The sequence below is a fragment of the Pseudomonas muyukensis genome (assembly GCF_019139535.1).
Classification (GTDB): Bacteria; Pseudomonadota; Gammaproteobacteria; order Pseudomonadales; family Pseudomonadaceae; genus Aquipseudomonas; species Aquipseudomonas muyukensis.
On record NZ_CP077073.1, the window covers coordinates 4,629,555 to 4,648,558 of the forward strand.

A 19,004-nucleotide genomic window follows, 5' to 3' on the forward strand; every position below is an offset into this window, starting at 1 on the left:
TGAGTGATCCATACCGCATGACGAATGCGCCCATGTTCCTGTAGTTTTGCGCCAGGGGCAAACGGATATTCCCGCCGCTATCGATGAGCTTTATGAATGAATTACCGCCACCTCACCCCGTCGATGTCACTGCTGCTGGCCTTCGAGGCCGCCGCCCGGCATGAAAGCTATACCCGCGCCGCCGCCGAGCTGTCGCTGACCCAGAGCGCGGTGAGCCGCCAGGTGCAGGCGCTGGAGCAACAGCTCGGGCTGACGCTGTTCCGCCGCGAGGGCCGCCAGGTGCAACTGACCGATGTCGGGCGCCTGTACCAGCGCGAACTCAGCGAAGCCCTGGGGCGTATTCGCAGCGCCACCCTGCAGGCCCTGGCCTATCAGTCCGGGGTCGGCACCCTGCGCCTGGCGACGCTGCCGACCTTCGGCTCGAAGTGGTTGCTGCCGCGCCTGCATACCTTCTACGGCGCGCATCCCGGCATGCTGGTGCATATCCATTCACGCATCGAAGCGATCAACTTCGACACCAGCCAGATCGACGCTGCCATCGGCGTGGCCAGCCATGACCTGCCCGGGCTGGTCTGCCATCGCCTGCATGCCGAGGAGCTGGTGGTGATCCTGCCGCCACAGGGCCGTGACGATGGCCCATGGAGCCCGACGCGGATCAGTGGCGAGGTCCTGCTCAACGTCGCCAACAACCCCCACGCCTGGGGCGAGTGGTTCTCCCACCACGCCCTGCCCCACCGCGCCATGCGCCTGGGGCCGAGCTTCGAACTGACCTCGCACCTGATCCAGGCCGTGCGCGCCGGCATCGGCATTGGCCTGGTGCCGCGCATCCTGGTGGCGGAGGAGCTGGCCAGTGGCGAACTGTTCAGCCCCGGAGCGCCATTTGCCAGCCAGCGCAGCTACTACCTGATCTACCCACCGCGCAACGAGGCCCTGCCTTCTTTAAGGGCGTTTCGAAGCTGGCTGCTCGAACAGATATGAACACGCCAGCGCGGGACCAAGGCCCAATAAAAAGCCCGATGCCAGTCACCTGGCATCGGGCTTTTCAAGCAGCGATCGCTTACTTGGCGATGCTACCGGCCGCGCCATTGGCCTGCGGCCCGCGCTTGCTCTTGAGCTGGTAGGCCAGGTACATCACCACCAGCCAGACCGGCATCGCGTACACCGATACCTGAATGCCCGGAATCTGCAGCATGATACCCAGGATCAGCACCACGAACGCCAGGACCAGGTAGTTGCCGTAGGGGTACCACAGCGCCTTGAACAGCGGCTTCTGGCCAGTACGGTCCAAGTGTTGGCGGAACTTCAGGTGCGAGTAGCTGATCATCGCCCAGTTGATCACCAGGGTTGCCACCACCAGCGACATCAGCAACTCCAGTGCGTTCTGCGGCATCAGGTAGTTGAGCAGCACCGCAATCAGGGTCACCGCCGCCGACACCAGGATCGAGCGCACCGGCACGCCACGATGATCGACCTTGGCCAGGGCCGCCGGGGCATCACCTTGCTCAGCCATGCCCAGCAGCATGCGGGCGTTGCAGTAGGTGCCGCTGTTGTAGACCGACAGCGCCGCGGTCAGCACCACGAAGTTCAGCAGGTGCGCGGCGACATCGCTGCCCAGCAGCGAGAACACCTGGACGAACGGGCTGCTGCCATAGCTGCCGCCGGAGGCGTCGATGCTCGCCACCAGGGTATCCCATGGGGTCAGCGACAGCAGCACCACCAGGGCACCGACATAGAAGATCAGGATGCGGTAGATGACCTGGTTGATCGCCTTGGGGATCACGGTCTTTGGCTTGTCGGCCTCAGCGGCGGTGAAACCGAGCATTTCCAGGCCACCGAAGGAGAACATGATGAACGCCAAGGCCATCACCAGGCCGCTGATGCCGTTGGGGAAGAAGCCGCCATGCGACCACAGGTTGGCCACGGTCGCGTCCGGGCCGCCGCTGCCGCTGGTCAGCAGGTAGGCCCCCAGGCCGATCATGCTGACGATGGCCACCACCTTGATGATGGCGAACCAGAACTCGGCCTCGCCGAAGAACTTCACGTTCATCAGGTTGATGGCGTTGATCAGCAGGAAGAACGCTGCCGCGGTGACCCAGGTCGGGATTTCCGGCCACCAGTAGTGCACGTACTTGCCCACCGCCGACAGTTCCGACATGCCCACCAGGATGTACAGCACCCAGCAGTTCCAGCCCGACAGGAAGCCGGCGAAGCCGCCCCAGTACTTGTGGGCGAAATGGCTGAAGGAGCCGGCCACCGGCTCCTCGACGATCATTTCGCCGAGCTGGCGCATGATCATGAAGGCAATGAAGCCGCAGATGGCATAGCCGAGGATCATCGAAGGCCCGGCGGATTTCATCACGCCGGCGGAGCCCAGGAACAATCCGGTGCCGATGGCGCCGCCTAGGGCGATCAGCTGGATATGACGGTTCTTCAAGCCACGCTTGAGTTCACCAGACTGTGAATTATGTCCACTCATGAACGAAGTCACCTGCTTGTTTTTATCTGTGACGGAATCGGACCCACCGCGCTCGTGGCGCAGCGGAATGGGCAAGGTGGTTACCTTGGTACTTGTGACAGGAGGTCGCACAGGGCCTTGGCGGCCAGGGGCGGATCAACCGGGTGTCAGCAAGCGTGCGCGGTACGCAAGGGAGTCACAGGTAAAACGCGGCGCATTGTATACCCCTGCAAACGCGCAGGCGTCAACGCGTTGCATCGTTTCCTGTGGAAAAAACGCAGCGGTCCCGGGGAGAGAGCCTAAAAAGGCGAAGTGATCGGCGCGCATGACGCCTCCATTTGTTTGTTGTTCTTGGTGCCTGGCGATCCTGCCTGGCTTTGTACACGCAATGGCGCTATCTCAACGGTTGAACGCAGGTTTGGGAAGGGGGCTGCGGGTAGCGCACAGGCTCTGGGGCGGGATATTCGGCAAATTTTTGTTACGCGAAATGGAGAGACCTTGGAAATCAGTCATATTCGTAACGATTTTTTTACAATACGGTAAAAAAAGTTTACACGCCTCAGGGAAATTTCTTTTTGATCAGAGACTTGAGCCAGTTTCAGCCCCTGGGCGTGTAGCAGCCGGCTTGCCAGCGAACACCGGCATGGCCGGTGCCATCCCCCGCAGCGCCTGTTTCGCCAGCAAGGCTGGCGCCTACGGGTGTTGCAGGCCGTAATCGGCGTAGGAGCCGGCTTTGCCGGCGAACACCGGCATGGCCGGTGCCATCCTGCGCGGCGCCTGTTTCGCCAGCACGGCTGGCGCCTACGAAGCCAGGGAAGACCACACACTCGCGCACAAAAAAGCCAGCCCGAAGGCTGGCTCTGGCAACACCGAGACCGATCAGCCGCGCGGCTTCTCGCGCCCACGGCCACGCCCCGCCGGCTTATCGCCATCAGGGCGCGCCGGGCGCTTGCGCATCTCGCTCGGCCGCTCGGCCACCGCGCTGCCGCGACCACCCTTGCGCGGCGCGGCGTCTTCACGCGGCGCACGGGCCGGGCGCTCGCCCTGGCCTTCGGCAGCCGGGCGCAGGCTGCGCACACGCTCGCCACGGCCCAGCGGACGGGTCGACTTGCGCTGCAGGCGCTCGAGCTTGTCCTTGGCCTTGAGCTTCATCTCTGGCAGCGCCACCGGCTGCAGGCCGACTTCGGCGGCCAGGATGTCGATCTCGCCCTGGCTCATTTCGCGCCAGCGGCCCATCGGCAGGTCGGAGTTGAGGAACACCGGGCCGAAACGCACGCGTTTCAGGCGGCTGACCACCACGCCCTGGGACTCCCACAGGCGCCGCACCTCACGGTTGCGGCCTTCCATCACCACGCAGTGGTACCAGTGGTTGAAACCTTCACCGCCCGGTGCCTTCTGGATGTCGGTGAACTTGGCCGGGCCGTCCTCGAGCATCACCCCAGCCTTGAGGCGATCGACCATGTCGTCGTCGACCTCGCCACGCACCCGCACCGCGTACTCGCGGTCCATCTCGTAGGATGGGTGCATGAGGCGGTTGGCCAGCTCGCCATCGGTGGTGAACAACAGCAGGCCGGTGGTGTTGATGTCCAGGCGACCGATGTTGATCCAGCGCCCCTCTTTCGGACGCGGCAGGCGGTCGAACACGGTCGGGCGGCCTTCCGGGTCGTCGCGGGTGCAGATTTCGCCGTCGGGCTTGTTGTACATGATCACCCGGCGGGTGGCCTCGGCGGCCTCCACGCGCTTGATCAGCTTGCCATCGACGGTGATGGCGTCGTGCAGGTCGACGCGCAGGCCGAGGGTGGCCTCGACGCCGTTGACCTTGATACGACCCTGGCTGATCCAGGCCTCGACGTCACGGCGCGAACCGACGCCAATGCGCGCCAGCACCTTCTGCAGCTTTTCGCCGGACGGCGGGGTGGGTTGTTGGTCTTGCAGATCTTGGTCACTCATCTGGGCACCTCCCGGTGTAGTAGTGAAAGCGGGCGCGCATCATACGCGGTTCGGCGGGTTAACGCATCTGGAGGGTAGAAGGTTTTTCGTGCCCTGCCTGCAGATTCCGCCCAAAGGTGGCGACCCCACTAGACCTTCGGCTCGGCCTCAGGCGCCTGCGCCTCATCGCGCAAATCATCGAAATCGGTCTTGAGCCCGTCTTCCATGGCATCCAGTTCCACCAGCAGCGAGCGGAAGCTGGTCTCGTCCTTGGGCCCCTGTTCTTCGCCCTCCTCGCCCAGGCTGGCGTCGGCCAAGGCCTGCAAGTGCGCCGGTACCGGCGCCTCGTCCGGGTCAAGTTCAGGCTCCAGTTCCATCTCGCGCAGTTCGGCCAAGGCCGGCAGCTCGTCGAGGCTCTTGAGGTTGAAGTGATCGAGAAACGCCTTGGTGGTGGCGAACATCGCCGGGCGCCCCGGCACCTCGCGGTAACCGACGATACGGATCCACTCACGCTCCATCAGCGTCTTGATGATGTTGCTGTTCACCGCCACGCCGCGCACGTCCTCGATCTCGCCACGGGTGATGGGCTGGCGGTAGGCGATCAGCGCCATGGTCTCGAGCAGCGCCCGCGAATAACGCTGGGGACGCTCTTCCCACAGGCGGCCAACCCAGGGCGCGTAGTCCTCGCGAATCTGCAGGCGATAGCCGCTGGCCACCTCCTTGAGTTCGAACGCGCGCCCGGCGCAGGACTTGCCAAGCACCTCGAGGGCTTTCTTGAAAACGCCGGGCGCCGGGCGCTCGGCCTCCTCGAACAGCTCGTACAGGCGCTCGAGGGATTGCGGCTTGCCCGAGGCGAGCAGGAAAGCCTCGATCAGCGAAGCCAGTTCGCGGGGTTCGTTCAGGTTCATCGGTCGTCAGGTCACTCTGCCCGCGCGCGGACGTGGATCGGGGCGAAAGGCTCATTTTGCACCAGTTCGATCAGCGATTCCTTCACCAGCTCGAGAATCGCCATGAAGGTCACCACCACGCCGAGCTTGCCCTCCTCGGCGCTGAACAGCTCGACGAAGGGCACGAAGCCACCGCCCTTGAGGCGCTCGAGCACGTCGCTCATGCGCTCGCGGGTCGACAGCACCTCGCGGGTGATCTGGTGGCTCTCGAACAGGTCGTTGCGGCGCATGACCTCGGCCATCGACAGCAGGATCTCCTCCAGCGCTACCTCCGGCAACAGCTTGCGCACCTTGGCCTGGGGCGCTTCCAGGCGCGGCACCACGACATCGCGACCGACCCGGGGCAGTTCGTCGATGCCCTCGGCGGCGGCCTTGAAGCGCTCGTACTCCTGCAAGCGACGAATCAGCTCGGCGCGCGGATCGCCCTCTTCTTCCTCGACCTCGCTGGAGCGCGGCAGCAGCATGCGCGACTTGATCTCGGCCAGCATCGCGGCCATCACCAGGTACTCGGCGGCCAGCTCCAGGCGCACGCTCTTCATCAGCTCGACGTAGCCCATGTACTGGCGGGTGATCTCTGCCACGGGGATGTCGAGAATGTCGATGTTCTGCTTGCGAATCAGGTACAGCAGCAGGTCCAGCGGGCCTTCGAAGGCCTCCAGGATCACTTCCAGGGCGTCCGGCGGGATATACAGGTCCAGCGGCAGTTCGGTCAGGGCTTCGCCGTAGACCAGGGCCAGTTGCAGCTGTTGCGGCGCTTCGGCCTCCAGGGCCGGCGCCTCGGGCGCTTCCAGCTGGCTCACGCGTTGACCAGGAACGGCGTGGGGTCGCCGCAGCCTTCGCGAATCAGTTCCGGTTCGTCACCGGACAGGTCGATGATGGTGGACGCCTTGAGGTCACCGAAGCCGCCGTCGATGATCAGGTCGACGTGGTGCTCCAGGCGCTGGCGGATCTCGTAAGGGTCGACCATCGGCTCATCAAAGCCCGGCAGGATCAGGCTGACGCTCATCAGCGGCTCGCCAAGCTCTGCGAGCAGCGCCAAGGTGATTGCATGCCTCGGCACGCGCAGGCCGATGGTGCGGCGCTTCTCGTGCAGCAGCAGGCGCGGCACCTCGCGGGTACCGTTGAGAATGAAGGTGTAGGGCCCGGGCACATGGGCCTTGAGCAGGCGGAAGGTGCCGGTATCGACCTTGGCGTACAAACCCAGCTGGGACATGTCGCAGCACATCAGGGTGAAGTTGTGGGTCTTGTCCAGGCCCCGCAGCTTGCGGACCCGCTCGATGGCCGCCTTGTTGCCGATCTGGCAGCCCAGCGCGTAGGCCGAGTCGGTCGGGTAGACCACCACGCCACCCTTGCGGATGATCTCCACGGCCTGCTTGATCAGGCGCGCCTGCGGGTTCTCCGGATGAATCTGGAAAAATTGGCTCACGTAGTCGTCCTGTTCATACCGCCATAGGCTGTTCATGTCGGAATCGGCGCCACAGGGGTGGCAGGTCCTCGGGCAATGGCCGGTAGGCACCGATCTCGCCCCAGGTGCCGGGGCCGTGGAAATCGCTGCCGGCACTTGCCAGCAGGCCGAACTCACGGGTGAGGATGGACAGCGTTCCCACCTGCTCGGGCGGCATCATCCCATTGACCACTTCCAGTGCCTGCCCTCCAGCCTGAATATAGTCGGCAATCAGCCGTCTGCGCTTGCTGCGGGTCAGATCGTAGTGCATGGGATGAGCCAGGCTCACCCAGGCGTTGGACTCGCGCAGGGTGGCGACAGTTTCCTCGAGGGTCGGCCAGTGCAGCTTGACGTCGCCCAGCTTGCCGGCGCCCAGCCACTTGCGAAACGCCTCGCCGCGGTCCTTGACGAAGCCGGCGCGCACCAGGAACTCGGCAAAATGCGGTCGCGCCGGGGCATTGCCGCTGTCGCCCAGTTCCTGCTGCACCGCCCGCGCGCCTTGCAGCGCGCCCGGCATGCCCTTGGCCGCCAGCTTGCGGTCGATCTCCTCGGCGCGCAGCCAGCGGCCACGGTGCAGGCCGTCGATCGCCTCGAGCAATGGCGCGGCATCGAGGGGGAAGTCATAACCCAGCACATGAATGGTGGCGCCGCCCCAGGTGCAGGACAGCTCCACGCCGCTGACCCAGCCCATGCCCCGTTCGGCGCAGGCCTGGCGCGCCTCGGGCAGGCCGTCGATGGTGTCGTGGTCGGTGAGCGACAGCGTGCGCACCCCGTGCTCATGGGCCCGGGCCACCAGTGCCGTGGGCGACAGGGCGCCGTCGGAGGCCGTGCTGTGGCAGTGCAGATCAACATTCATGGAGGAGCGCTTTCGCTGGAATCGATGTTTGTTATTATGCCGTCACATCCCGCTTCTGGCTGCCACTGTGAAACAATTCATCGATTTCATCCCGCTGCTGCTGTTCTTCATCGTCTACAAACTCGACCCGCGCCCCGTCGAAATCGCCGGCCACGGCTTCGAATTCGGCGGTATCTACAGCGCCACGGCGATGCTCATCGTCAGTTCCCTGGTGGTTTATGGCGCGCTGTTCCTGCGCCACGGCAAGCTGGAAAAAGGCCAGTTGCTGACCCTGGTGGCCTGCCTGGTGTTCGGCGGCCTGACCCTGGCCTTCCACAGCGAGACCTTCCTCAAGTGGAAGGCGCCGGTGGTCAACTGGTTGTTCGCCCTGGCCTTCGCCGGCAGCCACTTCATCGGCGACCGGGTGCTGATCAAGCGCATCATGGGCCACGCCCTGAGCCTGCCGGAGGCCATCTGGACGCGCCTGAACCTGGCCTGGATCGGTTTCTTCCTGGTGTGCGGCGCGGCCAACCTGTTCGTCGCCTTCACCTTCCAGGACATCTGGGTCGACTTCAAGGTGTTCGGCAGCCTGGGCATGACCGTGATCTTCCTGGTGGCCCAGGGTGTCTACCTTTCGCGCCACCTGCACGACGCCGACCCTTCCACCTCCAAACCCAAGGACTGACATGCTCTACGCCATCATCGCCAGCGACGTGGAAAACTCCCTGGACAAACGCCTGGCCGCCCGCCCGGCGCACATCGAGCGCCTGCAGCAGCTCAAGGCCGAAGGCCGCGTGGTACTGGCCGGGCCGCACCCGGCCATCGACAGCAACGACCCTGGCGCCGCCGGTTTCAGCGGCAGCCTGATCGTCGCCGAGTTCGACTCGCTGGCCGCCGCCCAAGCCTGGGCCGATGCCGACCCCTACCTCGCCGCGGGCGTGTACGACAAGGTGGTGGTCAAGCCGTTCAAGCAAGTCCTGCCGTAACCTCGAAATCGTGCCCCTGTGGGAGCGGCCTTGCGTCGCGAATGGGCTGCGCAGCGGCCTTGGCCATTGAGTTGTCAACGCGGGTTCCGGGGGCGCTTTGCGCCCCTTTCGCGACACCAGGCCGCTCCCACAAAGACGCGCTCGGCGTTCCAACTCATAAATCCCGACAACCGGCCGACAACCTCCTGAATCGATTCGAATCAGGAGTTCCAATGCGTCAAGGTCCGATGTCCCTGTTGCTTTGCCTGTTGCTGCTGTCCCCTTTCGCCGCGGCCGAGCAGCCGTTGTCGCTGGAAGCCGGGGCGCGGATCACCGAGCTGCAGCAGCGCCTGGAAGAAAGCGAGAAGCAGCGCGACGCGCTGAACCTGCAACTGCAGCGCCAGGACAGCGAGCGCGAGAGCGCCCAGCTCAGCCGCCTGCGCCAGGACAACCAGCGCCTGAAGCTGGCGATCAAGGAGCTGCAAGCCGGCGCCAGTGCGCCCCGACACCTGTTGACCGACCAGCAGCAATGGTTCCTGATCGGCTCGGTCGTTGCACTGTTGTCGGCTGTCTGCGGTATCTTAGCCAGCGGCGGACACAGAAGACGCCGTCAATGGTTGAATTGAGTGAGACATGAGCGAGCTGTTACTGATTGATGATGACCAGGAACTGTGCGAGCTGCTCGGCAGCTGGCTGACCCAGGAAGGGTTCGCGGTACGCGCCTGCCACGACGGCCAGAGCGCGCGCCAGGCCCTGGCTGCCCATGCGCCGGCGGCGGTGGTGCTGGACGTCATGCTGCCGGACGGCAGCGGCCTGGAACTGCTCAAGCAACTGCGCAGCGAACACACCGACCTGCCGGTGCTGATGCTCTCGGCCCGCGGCGAGCCACTGGACCGCATCCTCGGCCTGGAACTGGGCGCCGACGACTACCTGGCCAAGCCCTGCGACCCACGCGAGCTCACCGCCCGCCTGCGCGCAGTGCTGCGCCGCAGCCACCCCAGCGCGCCCAGCAGCCAGGTCGAGGTCGGTGACCTGGTGTTCAGCCCGGTGCGCGGAGTGGTCAGCATCGACCAGCGCGAGATGACCCTCACCCTCTCCGAAAGCCGCATCCTCGAGGCACTGCTGCGCCAACCCGGCGAGCCGCTGGACAAGCAGGAACTGGCGCAGATCGGCCTGGGCCGCAAGCTCACGCTCTATGACCGCAGCCTGGACATGCACGTCAGCAACCTGCGCAAGAAGATCGGCCCACACCCCGACGGCCGCCCGCGCATCGTCGCGCTGCGCAGCCGTGGCTACTACTACAGTCTCTGACTGCGGCTAGAACCCTGTGGGGGCGGCCTTGCGTCGCGCCGGGGCGCGAAGCGGCCCCGGCGATCTTTGCAAAAACGCTGATATTCCGGGGCTGCTGCGCAGCCCTTTCGCGACACAAGGCCGCTCCTACAGAATCCGCGCCGCGACGCCTTTGATCTTTACCCAGCCTTTACCCTCGCCTGACCGCCCTTGACCTTGAACTCCCTAGACTGGGCTCATCCGGTAACCACCGGCCCCTGAAAGGAGAGACACCATGCGCAAGACCCTTATCGCCCTGATGTTCGCCGCCGCCCTGCCAACCGTGGCCCTGGCCATGCCCGAAGGCGGTCCGCGCCACGACGGCCCGCATCACCGCGGTGACGCGCCTTTCGCCCAGCTGGACCTGAGCCGCGAGCAACGCCAGCAGATCGGCAAGCTGATGGGCGAGCAGATGCAGCAGCGCCGCGAGATCACCGCGCGCTACATCGACAAGCTGCCCGCTGCCGAGCAAAAGGCCCTGAAAGACGAACTCAAGGCCAGCCACGACAAGACCGACAGCCAGGTGCGCGCACTGCTCAAGCCCGAGCAGCAGAAGAAGTTCGACGACCTGCAGAAGGAACGCGCCGCACGCAAGGCCGAATGGCAGGAGTTCAAGGCCTGGAAAGCTGAAAAAGCCGCCAAGGCCCAGTAAGCTGTCAGCCCGACGCCCGGCCCGCTCTCCAGCGGCCCGGGCTTTCGCCATTTCTCGGAGGTGCTCGTCTTGCGTTCACTGTTCTGGCGCATCCTGGCCAGTTTCTGGCTGGCCATCGCCCTGGTCGCCGGCCTGTCGATTCTGCTCGGGCACATGCTCAACCAGGACACCTGGATCCTCAGCCGCCATCCCGGGCTGAACGGCCTGGCCAGCCATTGGGCGCAGCATTACGAACAGGAAGGTGTCGAGTCGGCCCAGCGCTTCCTCGAACGCCGCAAGCACCACTACAAGATCGATGTGCAGGTACTCGACGACAGCGGCGAGGCCGTTGTCCCCGGCACCTTCCCGCGCCGCGCCGCCGCCTTCGAGGCGCGCCAGCACAACGACGAACGGCGCCTGCCCTGGCGCCGCCTGACCGAGGAATACACCAGCCCCGGCAGCGGCGAGACCTACCTGCTGATCTACCGCATCCCGCACCCGGAGCTGGCGGCCTGGCACCGCGAGAGCCTGATCTGGCCGCTCAGTGCCCTGGGCATAGCCCTGGTGGTGCTGACCCTGTTCAGCCTGCTGGTGACCCTGTCCATCACCCGCCCGCTGAGCCGCCTGCGCGGCGCCGTGCATGACCTGGGGCAGACCAGCTACCAGCAGAACAGCCTGGCGCGCCTGGCGGTGCGCCGTGACGAATTCGGCGTGCTGGCCAACGACTTCAACAAGATGGGCGCCCGCCTGCAAAGCCTGATCGGCAGCCAGCGCCAGCTGCTGCGCGACGTCTCCCATGAGCTGCGCTCGCCGCTGGCGCGGCTGCGCATCGCCCTGGCCCTGGCCGAACGCGCCGAAGCCGAACAGCGCCAGGCGTTGTGGCCGCGCCTGACCCGCGAATGCGACCGCCTGGAAGACCTGATCAGCGAGATCCTGGTGCTGGCCAGGGTCGACGCCGAACAGGCCCATGCCGAGCCGGTGGACCTCAATGCGCTGTTGGGCGGCGTGCGCAAGGATGCCCAGCTGGCCGCGCCGGAGCAGGACGTGCGGCTACAGATGCAACCGGGGCTGACCCTGCTGGGTTGGCCGACCTTGATCGAGCGGGCGGTGGACAACCTGCTGCGCAACGCCCTGCGCTTCAACCCCGCCGGACAGGCCGTCGAGATCGATGCCCAGCGCGAGCAAGGGCGTATCGTGCTGAGCGTGCGCGACCATGGCCCCGGGGTGGCAGCGCAACACCTGGCACAGTTGGGCGAGCCGTTCTTTCGGGCGCCAGGCCAGGAGGCAGCGGGGCACGGGCTGGGGCTGGCGATCGCACGCAAGGCGGTGGAGCGCCATGGGGGAACACTGGTATTGGCCAACCACCCGCAAGGCGGGTTCATCGCGACGCTGGACTTTCCCTGCGACAGCGCTGCTGGCTGACCGATCCAGGGGCTGGCGTGCAGCCCCGCAACTTACTCGCCCCAGGCGTTGACGTACTGCGCGGTGTCCAGCACTGGCGCGGTGCGCGGCTCGCCCATCGGCGTACCGACATACAGGTAGCCGATCACCTCTTCGTTCGCCTCCAGGCCCAGGCCCTTGTGCACATGGGCATCGAAGGCCATGTCGCCCGTGCGCCACACCGCACCGATGCCCTGGGCATGGGCGGCGATCAGGATGCCATGGGCCGCGCAGCCGGCAGCCAGGCGCTGCTCGATCTTCGGCACCTTGAAATGCTCCTGCAGGCGGGCGATCACCACGATCAGCAACGGCGCGCGCAACGGCATGGCGCGGGCCTTGTCCAGGGCGGCCTGGGCGGCATCGCCCTTGGCCTGCACGGCTTGGGCAAACAGCTCGCCAAGTTTCTCGCGGCCCTGGCCTTCGATGGTCAGGAAGCGCCAGGGGCGCAGCTGGCCGTGGTCCGGCGCACGCAGCGCCGCCTGGAACAGTGCCTCGCGTTGCGCGGCATTGGGTGCAGGTTCGCTCAGGCGCGGCACGGAAACACGGTTGAGCAATGCGTCGAGAGCCTCCATGGGCTACCCTCCTGAAAGACTGAAAGTGCCGCCATTGTGCACCAACCAGAAGGCCACGTGGGAGCGGGCTTGCCCCACGCCCCGGCCAATCGTGCGTTTACAAGACCAGGTCCATAGGTAGAATGGCGCCCTTTCCGTAGCGAGTCAGAGCAGATCACATGGCGTTGCCGACCTTAAGGATCATTGGTTTCATCATCGGCATCTTCCTGATCACCCTGGCGGTGAGCATGGTGGTGCCCATGGCGACCCTGGTGGTCTTCGAGCGCACCGGCGACATGCCGTCGTTCCTCTGGGCCAGCCTGATCACCTTCATCGCCGGCCTCGGCCTGGTCATCCCCGGCCGCCCGGAACACGTGCACCTGCGCCCCCGCGACATGTACCTGCTGACGGTCAGCAGCTGGCTGGTGGTGTGCGTGTTCGCCGCCCTGCCCTTCCTGTTGACCCAGCACATCAGCTACACCGACGCCTTCTTCGAGAGCATGTCCGGCATTACCGCCACCGGCGCTACCGTGCTCAGCGGCCTGGACACCATGTCGCCGGGCATCCTGATGTGGCGCTCGATGCTGCACTGGCTGGGCGGCATCGGCTTCATCGGCATGGCGGTGGCGATCCTGCCGCTGCTGCGCATCGGTGGCATGCGCCTGTTCCAGACCGAGTCCTCCGACCGCTCCGAAAAAGTCATGCCGCGCTCGCACATGGTCGCCAAGTCGATCGTCGCGGTGTACGTCGGCATCACCGTGCTCGGCAGCCTGGCCTTCTGGTGGGCAGGCATGAGCCCATTCGACGCGATCAACCATGCCATGTCGGCGATTTCCACCGGCGGTTTCTCCACCTCCGACCAGTCGCTGGCCAAGTGGGACATCCCCGCGGTGCACTGGGTCGCGGTGGTGGTGATGATCATGGGCAGCGTGCCGTTCACCCTCTACGTGGCGACCCTGCGTGGCCACCGCAGGGCGCTGATCAAGGACCAGCAGGTCCAGGGCCTGCTGGCCATGCTGGTGGCCACCTGGCTGGTGCTCGGTACCTGGTACTGGGCGACGACCGACCTGCACTGGCTCGACGCCCTGCGCCACGTGGCGCTGAACGTCACCTCGGTGGTGACCACCACCGGTTTCGCCCTGGGCGACTACAGCCTGTGGGGCAATTTCTCGCTGATGCTGTTCTTCTACCTGGGCTTCGTCGGCGGCTGCTCGGGCTCGACGGCTGGCGGCATCAAGATCTTCCGTTTCCAGGTCGCCTACATCCTGCTCAAGGCCAACCTCAACCAGCTGATCCACCCGCGCGCGGTGATCAAGCAGAAGTACAACGGCCACCGCCTCGACGAAGAGATCGTGCGCTCGATCCTGACGTTCTCGTTCTTCTTCGCCATCACCATCTGCATCATCGCCCTGTTGCTGTCGCTGCTGGGCGTGGACTGGATGACCGCGCTGACCGGCGCCGCCGGCACCGTATCGGGCGTAGGCCCGGGGCTTGGCGAGGTGATCGGCCCGGCCGGCAACTATGCCACCCTGCCCGATGCCGCCAAGTGGATCCTCGCCGGCGGCATGCTGCTCGGCCGCCTGGAGATCATCACGGTGCTGGTGTTGTGCATGCCGGCGTTCTGGCGTCACTGACCGCCCGCCGCAAGCGGTATTCGCTCGGCGTGACGGCGAACCAGCGGCGGAACGCCCGGTAGAAGTTGCTCGGGTCGGCGAAGCCCAGCAAGTAGGCGGTTTCCAGCAAGGTAGTGCCGGGCTGGGCCAGGTACTGCTCGGCCAGCTCGCGACGGGTGTCGTCGATCAGGGTCTGGAAGCTGGTGCCCTCGTCCTGCAGCCGCCGTTGCAGGGTGCGCTGGGACAGGTGCAGGGCCTGGGCCACCGTCTCGCGCTTGGGCTCGCCCTGGGGCAGGATGCGACACAGCACCTGGCGCACCCGGTGGGTCACGCGGCTGTCCGAAAAGCGCGCCAGGTATTCCCCGGCAAACCGGTCGTGCAGCACCGCCATCGCCTCGTTGGCGGTGGGCAACGGCGCCTCCATGTCGGCGCGCTCGAACACCAGCGCGTCATGCGGCGCACCGAACTGCAGCGGCGCATGGAACGCCGCCTTGTAGGGCTCGACATGCTTGGGCTGGCCCCCCTGGATCAGCACCCGCCGCGGCTGGATCGGCCGCCCGCTGAGCCAGGTGCACAGCGCCAGGGCGCAGGCCAGCGACGCTTCGCCACTGTGCCGGGTGGGCGGCAGGTGATCGCCATGCACGGTCAACACCAGGGCATAGCCGTCGGGCTCCAGGCGAAAGCTCAGGTCCGAACTTTCGGCGATGATCCGCTGGTAGCGCACCAGCCGCTCGAAGCCTTCGGCCAGGGTCCGGCTGGACATCAGCGCATAGCCCACCACATGGAAAGACGCCGGGCGCACCACCCGCGCCATGTTCAGGCCGATGGCCTGGTTGCCGGACAGTTCCACCGCCAGTTGCCACAGGCGGGTCATCGAGTCCTGGGTAAAGCGCGCGTCCGGATCGTCAAGGGCGGCGAAATCCAGGCCCAGTTGCCTGAACATCGCCGGGCAGTCGAGCCCTTCGAGCTCGAGTGCCTTGACAATGCCTGATGCCCAGCTGGCTGACGTGGTTCTCTCACTCATGGCGGCTTCTTGTGTTGATCGCTGCGGCGGTGAAGCGAAAGGATACTCAATTGGCGCCCAGGGTCACTGGCCAGCCCCCCAACTGACTCTAGACTCGATTCAGGCTCCACGCCGTGTATCCTGTAGCCAGACCCGCAGATCCGGAAAGCACCGCCATGACCAGCACCACGCAGTTCCGCAGTTTTGCCGAGTTCTACCCCTACTACCTGGGCGAGCACAGCAACCCCACCTGCCGTCGCCTGCACTTCGTCGGCACCGCGCTGGTGATCGCCCTGCTCGCCTACACCCTGGGCAGCGGCAAATGGCTGTTGCTGCTGGCCGTGCCGCTGGCCGGCTACGGCTTCGCCTGGGTCGGGCACTTCTTTTTCGAGAAGAACCGCCCCGCCACCTTCAGCCACCCGTGGTACAGCCTGGTTGGCGATTTCGCCATGTTCCGCGACATCCTGCTGGGGCGCATCGCCCTCTGATTGCAGGCTTGCTGAATGCTCTCGACCCGCCGCGGTTGGTACCCGCCACCGCGTCGCCTGGTTCGCCAGCAAGGCTGGCTCCTACGGAGATTGCAGGCCGTAACCGTTGTAGGAGCCGGCCTTGCCGGCGAACACCGGCCTAGCCGGTGCCATCCTCCGCGTTGCCTGGTTCGCCAGCAAGGCTGGCTCCTACGGGCATTGCAGGCCGTAACCGTTGTAGGAGCCGGCCTTGCCGGCGAACACCGGCACAGCCGGTGCCATCCTCCGCACCGCCTGGTTCGCCAGCAAGGCTGGCGCCTACAGGAAGCGCCGCGACTCGTTCAGGCCGTCTCGCCCAGTGCCGCCATGCGTTGCGCCGTCTCCCGGGCCTGGGCCTCGGCGAAACGGTAAAGCTCGATCTGCCCATCCCAATGCTCGATCAGCGCCGTGCACGACTCCACCCAGTCGCCACAGTTGAGGTATTCCACCGCGCCGACCTGGCGGATCTCGGCATGGTGGATATGCCCGCACACCACGCCCTGGAAGCCGCGCCGGGTGCACTCATGGGCGATGGCATCCTCGAAGTCGCTGATGAAGTTCACCGCGCCCTTGACCTTGTGCTTGAGGTACGCCGACAGCGACCAGTAGCCATAGCCGTAGCGGGCCCGCCAATGATTGAGCCAGCGGTTGAGCACCAGGGTGAATTCGTAGGCACGATCGCCCAGGAACGCCAGCCAGCGGTGGTAGCGGGTAATCACATCGAACTGGTCGCCGTGGATCACCAGCAGGCGCCGGCCATCGGCGGTCAGGTGCTCGGCCTCGTCCACCAGCTGGATGTTGCCGAGCATCAGCCTGGAATAGCGGCGCAGGAATTCATCGTGGTTGCCGGTGACGTAGATCACCTCGGTGCCGCGCTTGCTCAAGGTCAGCAGGCGGCGGATGACGTTGGTATGGGCTTGCGGCCAATAAATGCCGCTGCGCAGCTTCCAGCCATCGATGATGTCGCCGACCAGGTAGATACGATCGGCCTGGTAACCCTTGAGAAAGTGCGCCAGGTGCTCGGCCTGGCAGTCCCGGGTACCCAGGTGCACGTCGGAGATCCAGAGGGTGCGCACACGCTGCTTGCGCGAGGGTCGGGCGAGTTCGGCATGGGTCATGGGCAGGCTCCGGCGCTGTTTGCTGGAGACTGGCAGGCGCAGGTGACAGGTTGGTGGCAATCCGGTGACGATCTGCGCGCCGGCGCAGGGTGTACACTGCCTGCCTGCCCACGAGGACTTGCCATGACCACCGGCCCGCTGCTGTCGCTGCGCCATTACCGCCACGACCTGATCGCCCATAGCCACGACCATTCGCAACTGGTGTTCGGCTTGGGCGGGCGCCTGGATTTCGAGGTGCAGGGCCGCGGCGCGCGGATCGACCGCCAGGACCTGATGGTGGTGCCGGCCGGCGCTCACCATACCTGCGGCAGCCCGGCGGGTAGCCATTGCCTGGTGCTGGATGTACCGCCCGGGCCGTGGCTTGACGAACACTTGGGCGAGCATGTCGACAACAGCCGGCGCCTGCTCGACCGCCCCGGCGCCCTGAGCCTGGACAGCCGCCAGCAGCAGCTGGTCGACTGGCTGGCCGCCAGCCCCGTGAACGACCCATTGATCGCCCGGCAAGGGGCGGTTCTGCTGCTGGCCAGCCTGCACCCCCAGGCCGGCGCCTCGGCACTGGCCAACAAGCGCCTGCCTTATGCAGCCTTCGACGCGCACATCGAGCAACATGCCGCCTACCCGCTACAGGTCGCCGACCTGGCGCGCCTGGCCGGGCTGTCCAGCGCGCGCCTGCACGCTCGATTCGCCAGCGAAACGGGGATGACACCGATGGACTACATCCGCCAGCGGCGCTTGCTGATGGCGCGGCGGTTGTTGCGCGACACCCCGCTGCCGGTGGGCGAGGTCGCGGCTAGGGTCGGCTATGGCTCGCAAAGCGCCTTCAGCGCGGCAGTGCTGCGAACATTCGGTTGCACGCCGCTGGCGTTGCGGCGCGAGTCTGGCGACAACGGGCGCGAGGTTGGCGACAGAACTGCCTGAGGATCGAACATACACTGCTGCCTGTATCGACCTCATCGCGGGGCTAGCCCGCTCCCACAAGCCTTCTGCATGATCTGTGGGAGCGGGCTTGCCCGGCGATGGAGCCCGCACGCAACGCTCACCGCAGCCAAAGGATCACCATGAACCACCGCACCGCCCTCGGCGCCCTGCATATCGGCGCGCTGTTCTTCGGCCTGACCGGCGTCTTCGGCAAGCTGGCCACCAGCGCCAGCCCCTCGATCATCGTCTTCGGCCGCGCCGCCTTCGCCGTGCTCGCCCTGGGCCTGTTCGCCAGCCTGGCGCGCCAGGCCTGGGCCCCGCTGCGCGGCCAGGACCTGCGCCGCCTGCTGCTCGGCGGCGTGCTGCTGGCCGGGCACTGGGTGAGTTTCTTCATTGCGGTCAAGGTCGCCGGCGTGGCCATCGCCACCCTGGGTTTCGCCAGCTTCCCGGCCTTCACCGTGATCCTCGAAGGCATCCTGTTCCGCGAACGCATCCGCCGCAACGAAGCGCTGCTGGTGGTGCTGGTGAGCATCGGCCTGGTGCTGGTGACCCCAGCGTTCGACCTGGCCAGCGCCGCCACTGGCGGCCTGCTCTGGGCGCTGCTGTCGGGCCTGCTGTTCTCGCTGCTGTCGCTGACCAACCGCGCCGGCTCCGGGCGCCTGCCGGCCGTGCAGGCCGCGCTGTGGCAGAACCTGGTGGTGGGCCTGTGCCTGCTGCCCTTCGCCGCCCCTGGCCTGGGCGCCGTAACGCCGCAGGATTGGCTGTGGATCGCCCTGCTCGGGGTCTTCTGCACCGGTGTCGCCCACAGCCTGTTCGTCGCCAGCCTGGCGGTGATCAAGGCGCGCACCGCCGCAGTGGTGTTCGGCATGGAACCGGTCTACGGCATTGCCGTGGCCTGGGTGGTGTTTGCCGAAACCCCAACCCTGCGCATGCTTGCCGGTGGCGCGCTGATCATCTTCGCCATCGTCCTGTCCAGCCGCCTGGCCGCCGAGCAGCCGCCCCGCCAGGCCGTGGCCGAAGGCGCCTGATCAGCGGTCGTTATGGCCCAGGTCGCGCTGCGGGTCGATCTGGTCGCGCACCCGCTGCTTGAGCACCTTGGCCTCGGGAAAACCGCCGTCGGCCTTGCGCTCCCAGATCTGCACGCCGTCGCAGCTGATGTGGAACACCCCGCCCGTGGCGGGTGCCAGGGCCACCTGGCCAAGGTCGTCGGCAAAGGTGCTGAGCAGTTCCTGGGCCAGCCAGGCAGCACGCAGCAGCCATTGGCACTGGGTGCAATAAGTGATGACAATTTGCGGCTTGCTCTCGGACATGTCGGGGAAC

Annotated in this window: 21 protein-coding genes; 11 read left to right on the forward strand and 10 right to left on the reverse strand. The window is 66.0% G+C overall.

Features of this window, described 5'->3' with window-relative positions; all coding sequences use genetic code 11:
- Nucleotides 1-96: 96 nt before the first annotated feature.
- Nucleotides 97-978, forward strand: a complete 882-nt coding sequence (locus tag KSS95_RS20395; RefSeq protein ID WP_217849113.1) for a LysR substrate-binding domain-containing protein — start codon at nucleotides 97-99, stop codon at nucleotides 976-978.
- A 79-nt stretch (nucleotides 979-1,057) separates the two neighbouring features.
- On the opposite strand, the gene KSS95_RS20400 is transcribed toward KSS95_RS20395, so the two are convergent.
- The 6 genes from KSS95_RS20400 to KSS95_RS20425 all read right to left on the reverse strand — a co-directional run bounded on the left by KSS95_RS20400 (nucleotide 1,058) and on the right by KSS95_RS20425 (nucleotide 7,631).
- Complete coding sequence (locus KSS95_RS20400) at nucleotides 1,058-2,476, reverse strand: amino acid permease (RefSeq protein WP_217849115.1); 1,419 nt, start codon at nucleotides 2,474-2,476, stop codon at nucleotides 1,058-1,060.
- Nucleotides 2,477-3,334: 858 nt separating this feature from the next.
- On the reverse strand, nucleotides 3,335-4,405 hold the full coding sequence (gene rluB, locus KSS95_RS20405) for a 23S rRNA pseudouridine(2605) synthase RluB (protein ID WP_217849117.1): 1,071 nt from the start codon (nucleotides 4,403-4,405) through the stop codon (nucleotides 3,335-3,337).
- 128 nt (nucleotides 4,406-4,533) lie between these two features.
- The gene (scpB, locus tag KSS95_RS20410) at nucleotides 4,534-5,292 is read right to left on the reverse strand and encodes an SMC-Scp complex subunit ScpB (RefSeq protein ID WP_217849119.1); all 759 of its coding nucleotides are present in this window, start codon (nucleotides 5,290-5,292) and stop codon (nucleotides 4,534-4,536) included.
- 11 nt (nucleotides 5,293-5,303) lie between these two features.
- Nucleotides 5,304-6,131: a segregation and condensation protein A gene (locus KSS95_RS20415; RefSeq protein ID WP_496198556.1), complete on the reverse strand. Its 828-nt coding sequence runs from the start codon at nucleotides 6,129-6,131 to the stop codon at nucleotides 5,304-5,306.
- The gene (locus tag KSS95_RS20420) at nucleotides 6,128-6,757 is read right to left on the reverse strand and encodes an L-threonylcarbamoyladenylate synthase (RefSeq protein WP_217849120.1); all 630 of its coding nucleotides are present in this window, start codon (nucleotides 6,755-6,757) and stop codon (nucleotides 6,128-6,130) included. The genes KSS95_RS20415 and KSS95_RS20420 overlap by 4 nt, the downstream gene beginning before the upstream one ends.
- A 13-nt stretch (nucleotides 6,758-6,770) precedes the next feature.
- Complete coding sequence (locus KSS95_RS20425; protein WP_217849122.1) at nucleotides 6,771-7,631, reverse strand: PHP domain-containing protein; 861 nt, start codon at nucleotides 7,629-7,631, stop codon at nucleotides 6,771-6,773.
- Nucleotides 7,632-7,698: 67 nt separating this feature from the next.
- Here KSS95_RS20425 and KSS95_RS20430 point away from each other — a divergent pair, with 67 nt between their 5' ends.
- The 6 genes from KSS95_RS20430 to KSS95_RS20455 all read left to right on the forward strand — a co-directional run bounded on the left by KSS95_RS20430 (nucleotide 7,699) and on the right by KSS95_RS20455 (nucleotide 11,957).
- Nucleotides 7,699-8,295: a septation protein A gene (locus tag KSS95_RS20430; RefSeq protein ID WP_134690939.1), complete on the forward strand. Its 597-nt coding sequence runs from the start codon at nucleotides 7,699-7,701 to the stop codon at nucleotides 8,293-8,295.
- A gap of 1 nt (nucleotide 8,296) precedes the next feature.
- Nucleotides 8,297-8,596 carry a YciI family protein gene (locus KSS95_RS20435; protein ID WP_217849124.1) on the forward strand — a complete coding sequence of 100 codons (300 nt, stop codon included), beginning with the start codon at nucleotides 8,297-8,299 and terminating at the stop codon, nucleotides 8,594-8,596.
- Between the two features lie 212 nt (nucleotides 8,597-8,808).
- On the forward strand, nucleotides 8,809-9,201 hold the full coding sequence (locus tag KSS95_RS20440; RefSeq protein WP_217849126.1) for an SH3 domain-containing protein: 393 nt from the start codon (nucleotides 8,809-8,811) through the stop codon (nucleotides 9,199-9,201).
- 7 nt (nucleotides 9,202-9,208) lie between these two features.
- On the forward strand, nucleotides 9,209-9,886 hold the full coding sequence (locus tag KSS95_RS20445; RefSeq protein WP_134690945.1) for a response regulator transcription factor: 678 nt from the start codon (nucleotides 9,209-9,211) through the stop codon (nucleotides 9,884-9,886).
- A gap of 253 nt (nucleotides 9,887-10,139) precedes the next feature.
- Nucleotides 10,140-10,556 carry a Spy/CpxP family protein refolding chaperone gene (locus KSS95_RS20450; RefSeq protein WP_217849128.1) on the forward strand — a complete coding sequence of 139 codons (417 nt, stop codon included), beginning with the start codon at nucleotides 10,140-10,142 and terminating at the stop codon, nucleotides 10,554-10,556.
- 69 nt (nucleotides 10,557-10,625) lie between these two features.
- A complete protein-coding gene (locus KSS95_RS20455; protein ID WP_217849130.1) occupies nucleotides 10,626-11,957 on the forward strand; it encodes a sensor histidine kinase in 1,332 nt (443 codons plus the stop codon).
- A gap of 32 nt (nucleotides 11,958-11,989) precedes the next feature.
- On the opposite strand, the gene KSS95_RS20460 is transcribed toward KSS95_RS20455, so the two are convergent.
- Nucleotides 11,990-12,547, reverse strand: coding sequence for an NAD(P)H nitroreductase (locus KSS95_RS20460; RefSeq protein WP_217849132.1), 558 nt, complete (start codon nucleotides 12,545-12,547; stop codon nucleotides 11,990-11,992).
- 158 nt (nucleotides 12,548-12,705) lie between these two features.
- Between KSS95_RS20460 and KSS95_RS20465 the strand changes: the two genes are divergently transcribed.
- Nucleotides 12,706-14,160, forward strand: coding sequence for a TrkH family potassium uptake protein (locus KSS95_RS20465; RefSeq protein WP_217849134.1), 1,455 nt, complete (start codon nucleotides 12,706-12,708; stop codon nucleotides 14,158-14,160).
- Here KSS95_RS20465 and KSS95_RS20470 read toward each other — a convergent pair.
- Entirely contained in the window at nucleotides 14,117-15,163 is a 1,047-nt protein-coding gene (locus KSS95_RS20470) for an AraC family transcriptional regulator (protein ID WP_217849136.1), read from the reverse strand. The two genes, KSS95_RS20465 and KSS95_RS20470, sit on opposite strands and share 44 nt — an antisense overlap.
- 155 nt (nucleotides 15,164-15,318) lie before the next feature.
- On the opposite strand from KSS95_RS20470, the gene KSS95_RS20475 reads away from it, so the two are divergent.
- Nucleotides 15,319-15,630 carry an Mpo1-like protein gene (locus KSS95_RS20475; protein WP_134690956.1) on the forward strand — a complete coding sequence of 104 codons (312 nt, stop codon included), beginning with the start codon at nucleotides 15,319-15,321 and terminating at the stop codon, nucleotides 15,628-15,630.
- A 320-nt stretch (nucleotides 15,631-15,950) separates the two neighbouring features.
- On the opposite strand, the gene KSS95_RS20480 is transcribed toward KSS95_RS20475, so the two are convergent.
- Nucleotides 15,951-16,766: a UDP-2,3-diacylglucosamine diphosphatase gene (locus KSS95_RS20480; RefSeq protein ID WP_217849137.1), complete on the reverse strand. Its 816-nt coding sequence runs from the start codon at nucleotides 16,764-16,766 to the stop codon at nucleotides 15,951-15,953.
- Nucleotides 16,767-16,889: 123 nt separating this feature from the next.
- Between KSS95_RS20480 and KSS95_RS20485 the strand changes: the two genes are divergently transcribed.
- Both KSS95_RS20485 and KSS95_RS20490 read left to right on the forward strand, forming a co-directional pair.
- The gene (locus KSS95_RS20485) at nucleotides 16,890-17,684 is read left to right on the forward strand and encodes an AraC family transcriptional regulator (protein ID WP_217849139.1); all 795 of its coding nucleotides are present in this window, start codon (nucleotides 16,890-16,892) and stop codon (nucleotides 17,682-17,684) included.
- 140 nt (nucleotides 17,685-17,824) lie between these two features.
- Nucleotides 17,825-18,712 (forward strand): DMT family transporter, encoded by an 888-nt coding sequence (locus KSS95_RS20490; protein ID WP_217849141.1) that lies wholly within the window; start codon nucleotides 17,825-17,827, stop codon nucleotides 18,710-18,712.
- Here the strand turns inward: KSS95_RS20490 and KSS95_RS20495 are convergent, their stop codons facing one another.
- On the reverse strand, nucleotides 18,713-18,994 hold the full coding sequence (locus tag KSS95_RS20495) for an Rdx family protein (protein ID WP_217849143.1): 282 nt from the start codon (nucleotides 18,992-18,994) through the stop codon (nucleotides 18,713-18,715).
- Nucleotides 18,995-19,004 lie beyond the last annotated feature (10 nt).

What these genes read in the sequence shown, in the direction of transcription:
- KSS95_RS20395 (WP_217849113.1), top strand. Translation starts at nt 97, where the DNA reads ATGAATTACCGCCACCTCACCCCGTCGATGTCACTGCTGCTGGCCTTC.
- KSS95_RS20400 (WP_217849115.1), bottom strand. Translation starts at nt 2,476, where the DNA reads ATGAGTGGACATAATTCACAGTCTGGTGAACTCAAGCGTGGCTTGAAG.
- rluB (WP_217849117.1), bottom strand. Translation starts at nt 4,405, where the DNA reads ATGAGTGACCAAGATCTGCAAGACCAACAACCCACCCCGCCGTCCGGC.
- scpB (WP_217849119.1), bottom strand. Translation starts at nt 5,292, where the DNA reads ATGAACCTGAACGAACCCCGCGAACTGGCTTCGCTGATCGAGGCTTTC.
- KSS95_RS20425 (WP_217849122.1), bottom strand. Translation starts at nt 7,631, where the DNA reads ATGAATGTTGATCTGCACTGCCACAGCACGGCCTCCGACGGCGCCCTG.
- KSS95_RS20435 (WP_217849124.1), top strand. Translation starts at nt 8,297, where the DNA reads ATGCTCTACGCCATCATCGCCAGCGACGTGGAAAACTCCCTGGACAAA.
- KSS95_RS20440 (WP_217849126.1), top strand. Translation starts at nt 8,809, where the DNA reads ATGCGTCAAGGTCCGATGTCCCTGTTGCTTTGCCTGTTGCTGCTGTCC.
- KSS95_RS20445 (WP_134690945.1), top strand. Translation starts at nt 9,209, where the DNA reads ATGAGCGAGCTGTTACTGATTGATGATGACCAGGAACTGTGCGAGCTG.
- KSS95_RS20450 (WP_217849128.1), top strand. Translation starts at nt 10,140, where the DNA reads ATGCGCAAGACCCTTATCGCCCTGATGTTCGCCGCCGCCCTGCCAACC.
- KSS95_RS20460 (WP_217849132.1), bottom strand. Translation starts at nt 12,547, where the DNA reads ATGGAGGCTCTCGACGCATTGCTCAACCGTGTTTCCGTGCCGCGCCTG.
- KSS95_RS20465 (WP_217849134.1), top strand. Translation starts at nt 12,706, where the DNA reads ATGGCGTTGCCGACCTTAAGGATCATTGGTTTCATCATCGGCATCTTC.
- KSS95_RS20470 (WP_217849136.1), bottom strand. Translation starts at nt 15,163, where the DNA reads ATGAGTGAGAGAACCACGTCAGCCAGCTGGGCATCAGGCATTGTCAAG.
- KSS95_RS20475 (WP_134690956.1), top strand. Translation starts at nt 15,319, where the DNA reads ATGACCAGCACCACGCAGTTCCGCAGTTTTGCCGAGTTCTACCCCTAC.
- KSS95_RS20480 (WP_217849137.1), bottom strand. Translation starts at nt 16,766, where the DNA reads ATGACCCATGCCGAACTCGCCCGACCCTCGCGCAAGCAGCGTGTGCGC.
- KSS95_RS20485 (WP_217849139.1), top strand. Translation starts at nt 16,890, where the DNA reads ATGACCACCGGCCCGCTGCTGTCGCTGCGCCATTACCGCCACGACCTG.
- KSS95_RS20490 (WP_217849141.1), top strand. Translation starts at nt 17,825, where the DNA reads ATGAACCACCGCACCGCCCTCGGCGCCCTGCATATCGGCGCGCTGTTC.
- KSS95_RS20495 (WP_217849143.1), bottom strand. Translation starts at nt 18,994, where the DNA reads ATGTCCGAGAGCAAGCCGCAAATTGTCATCACTTATTGCACCCAGTGC.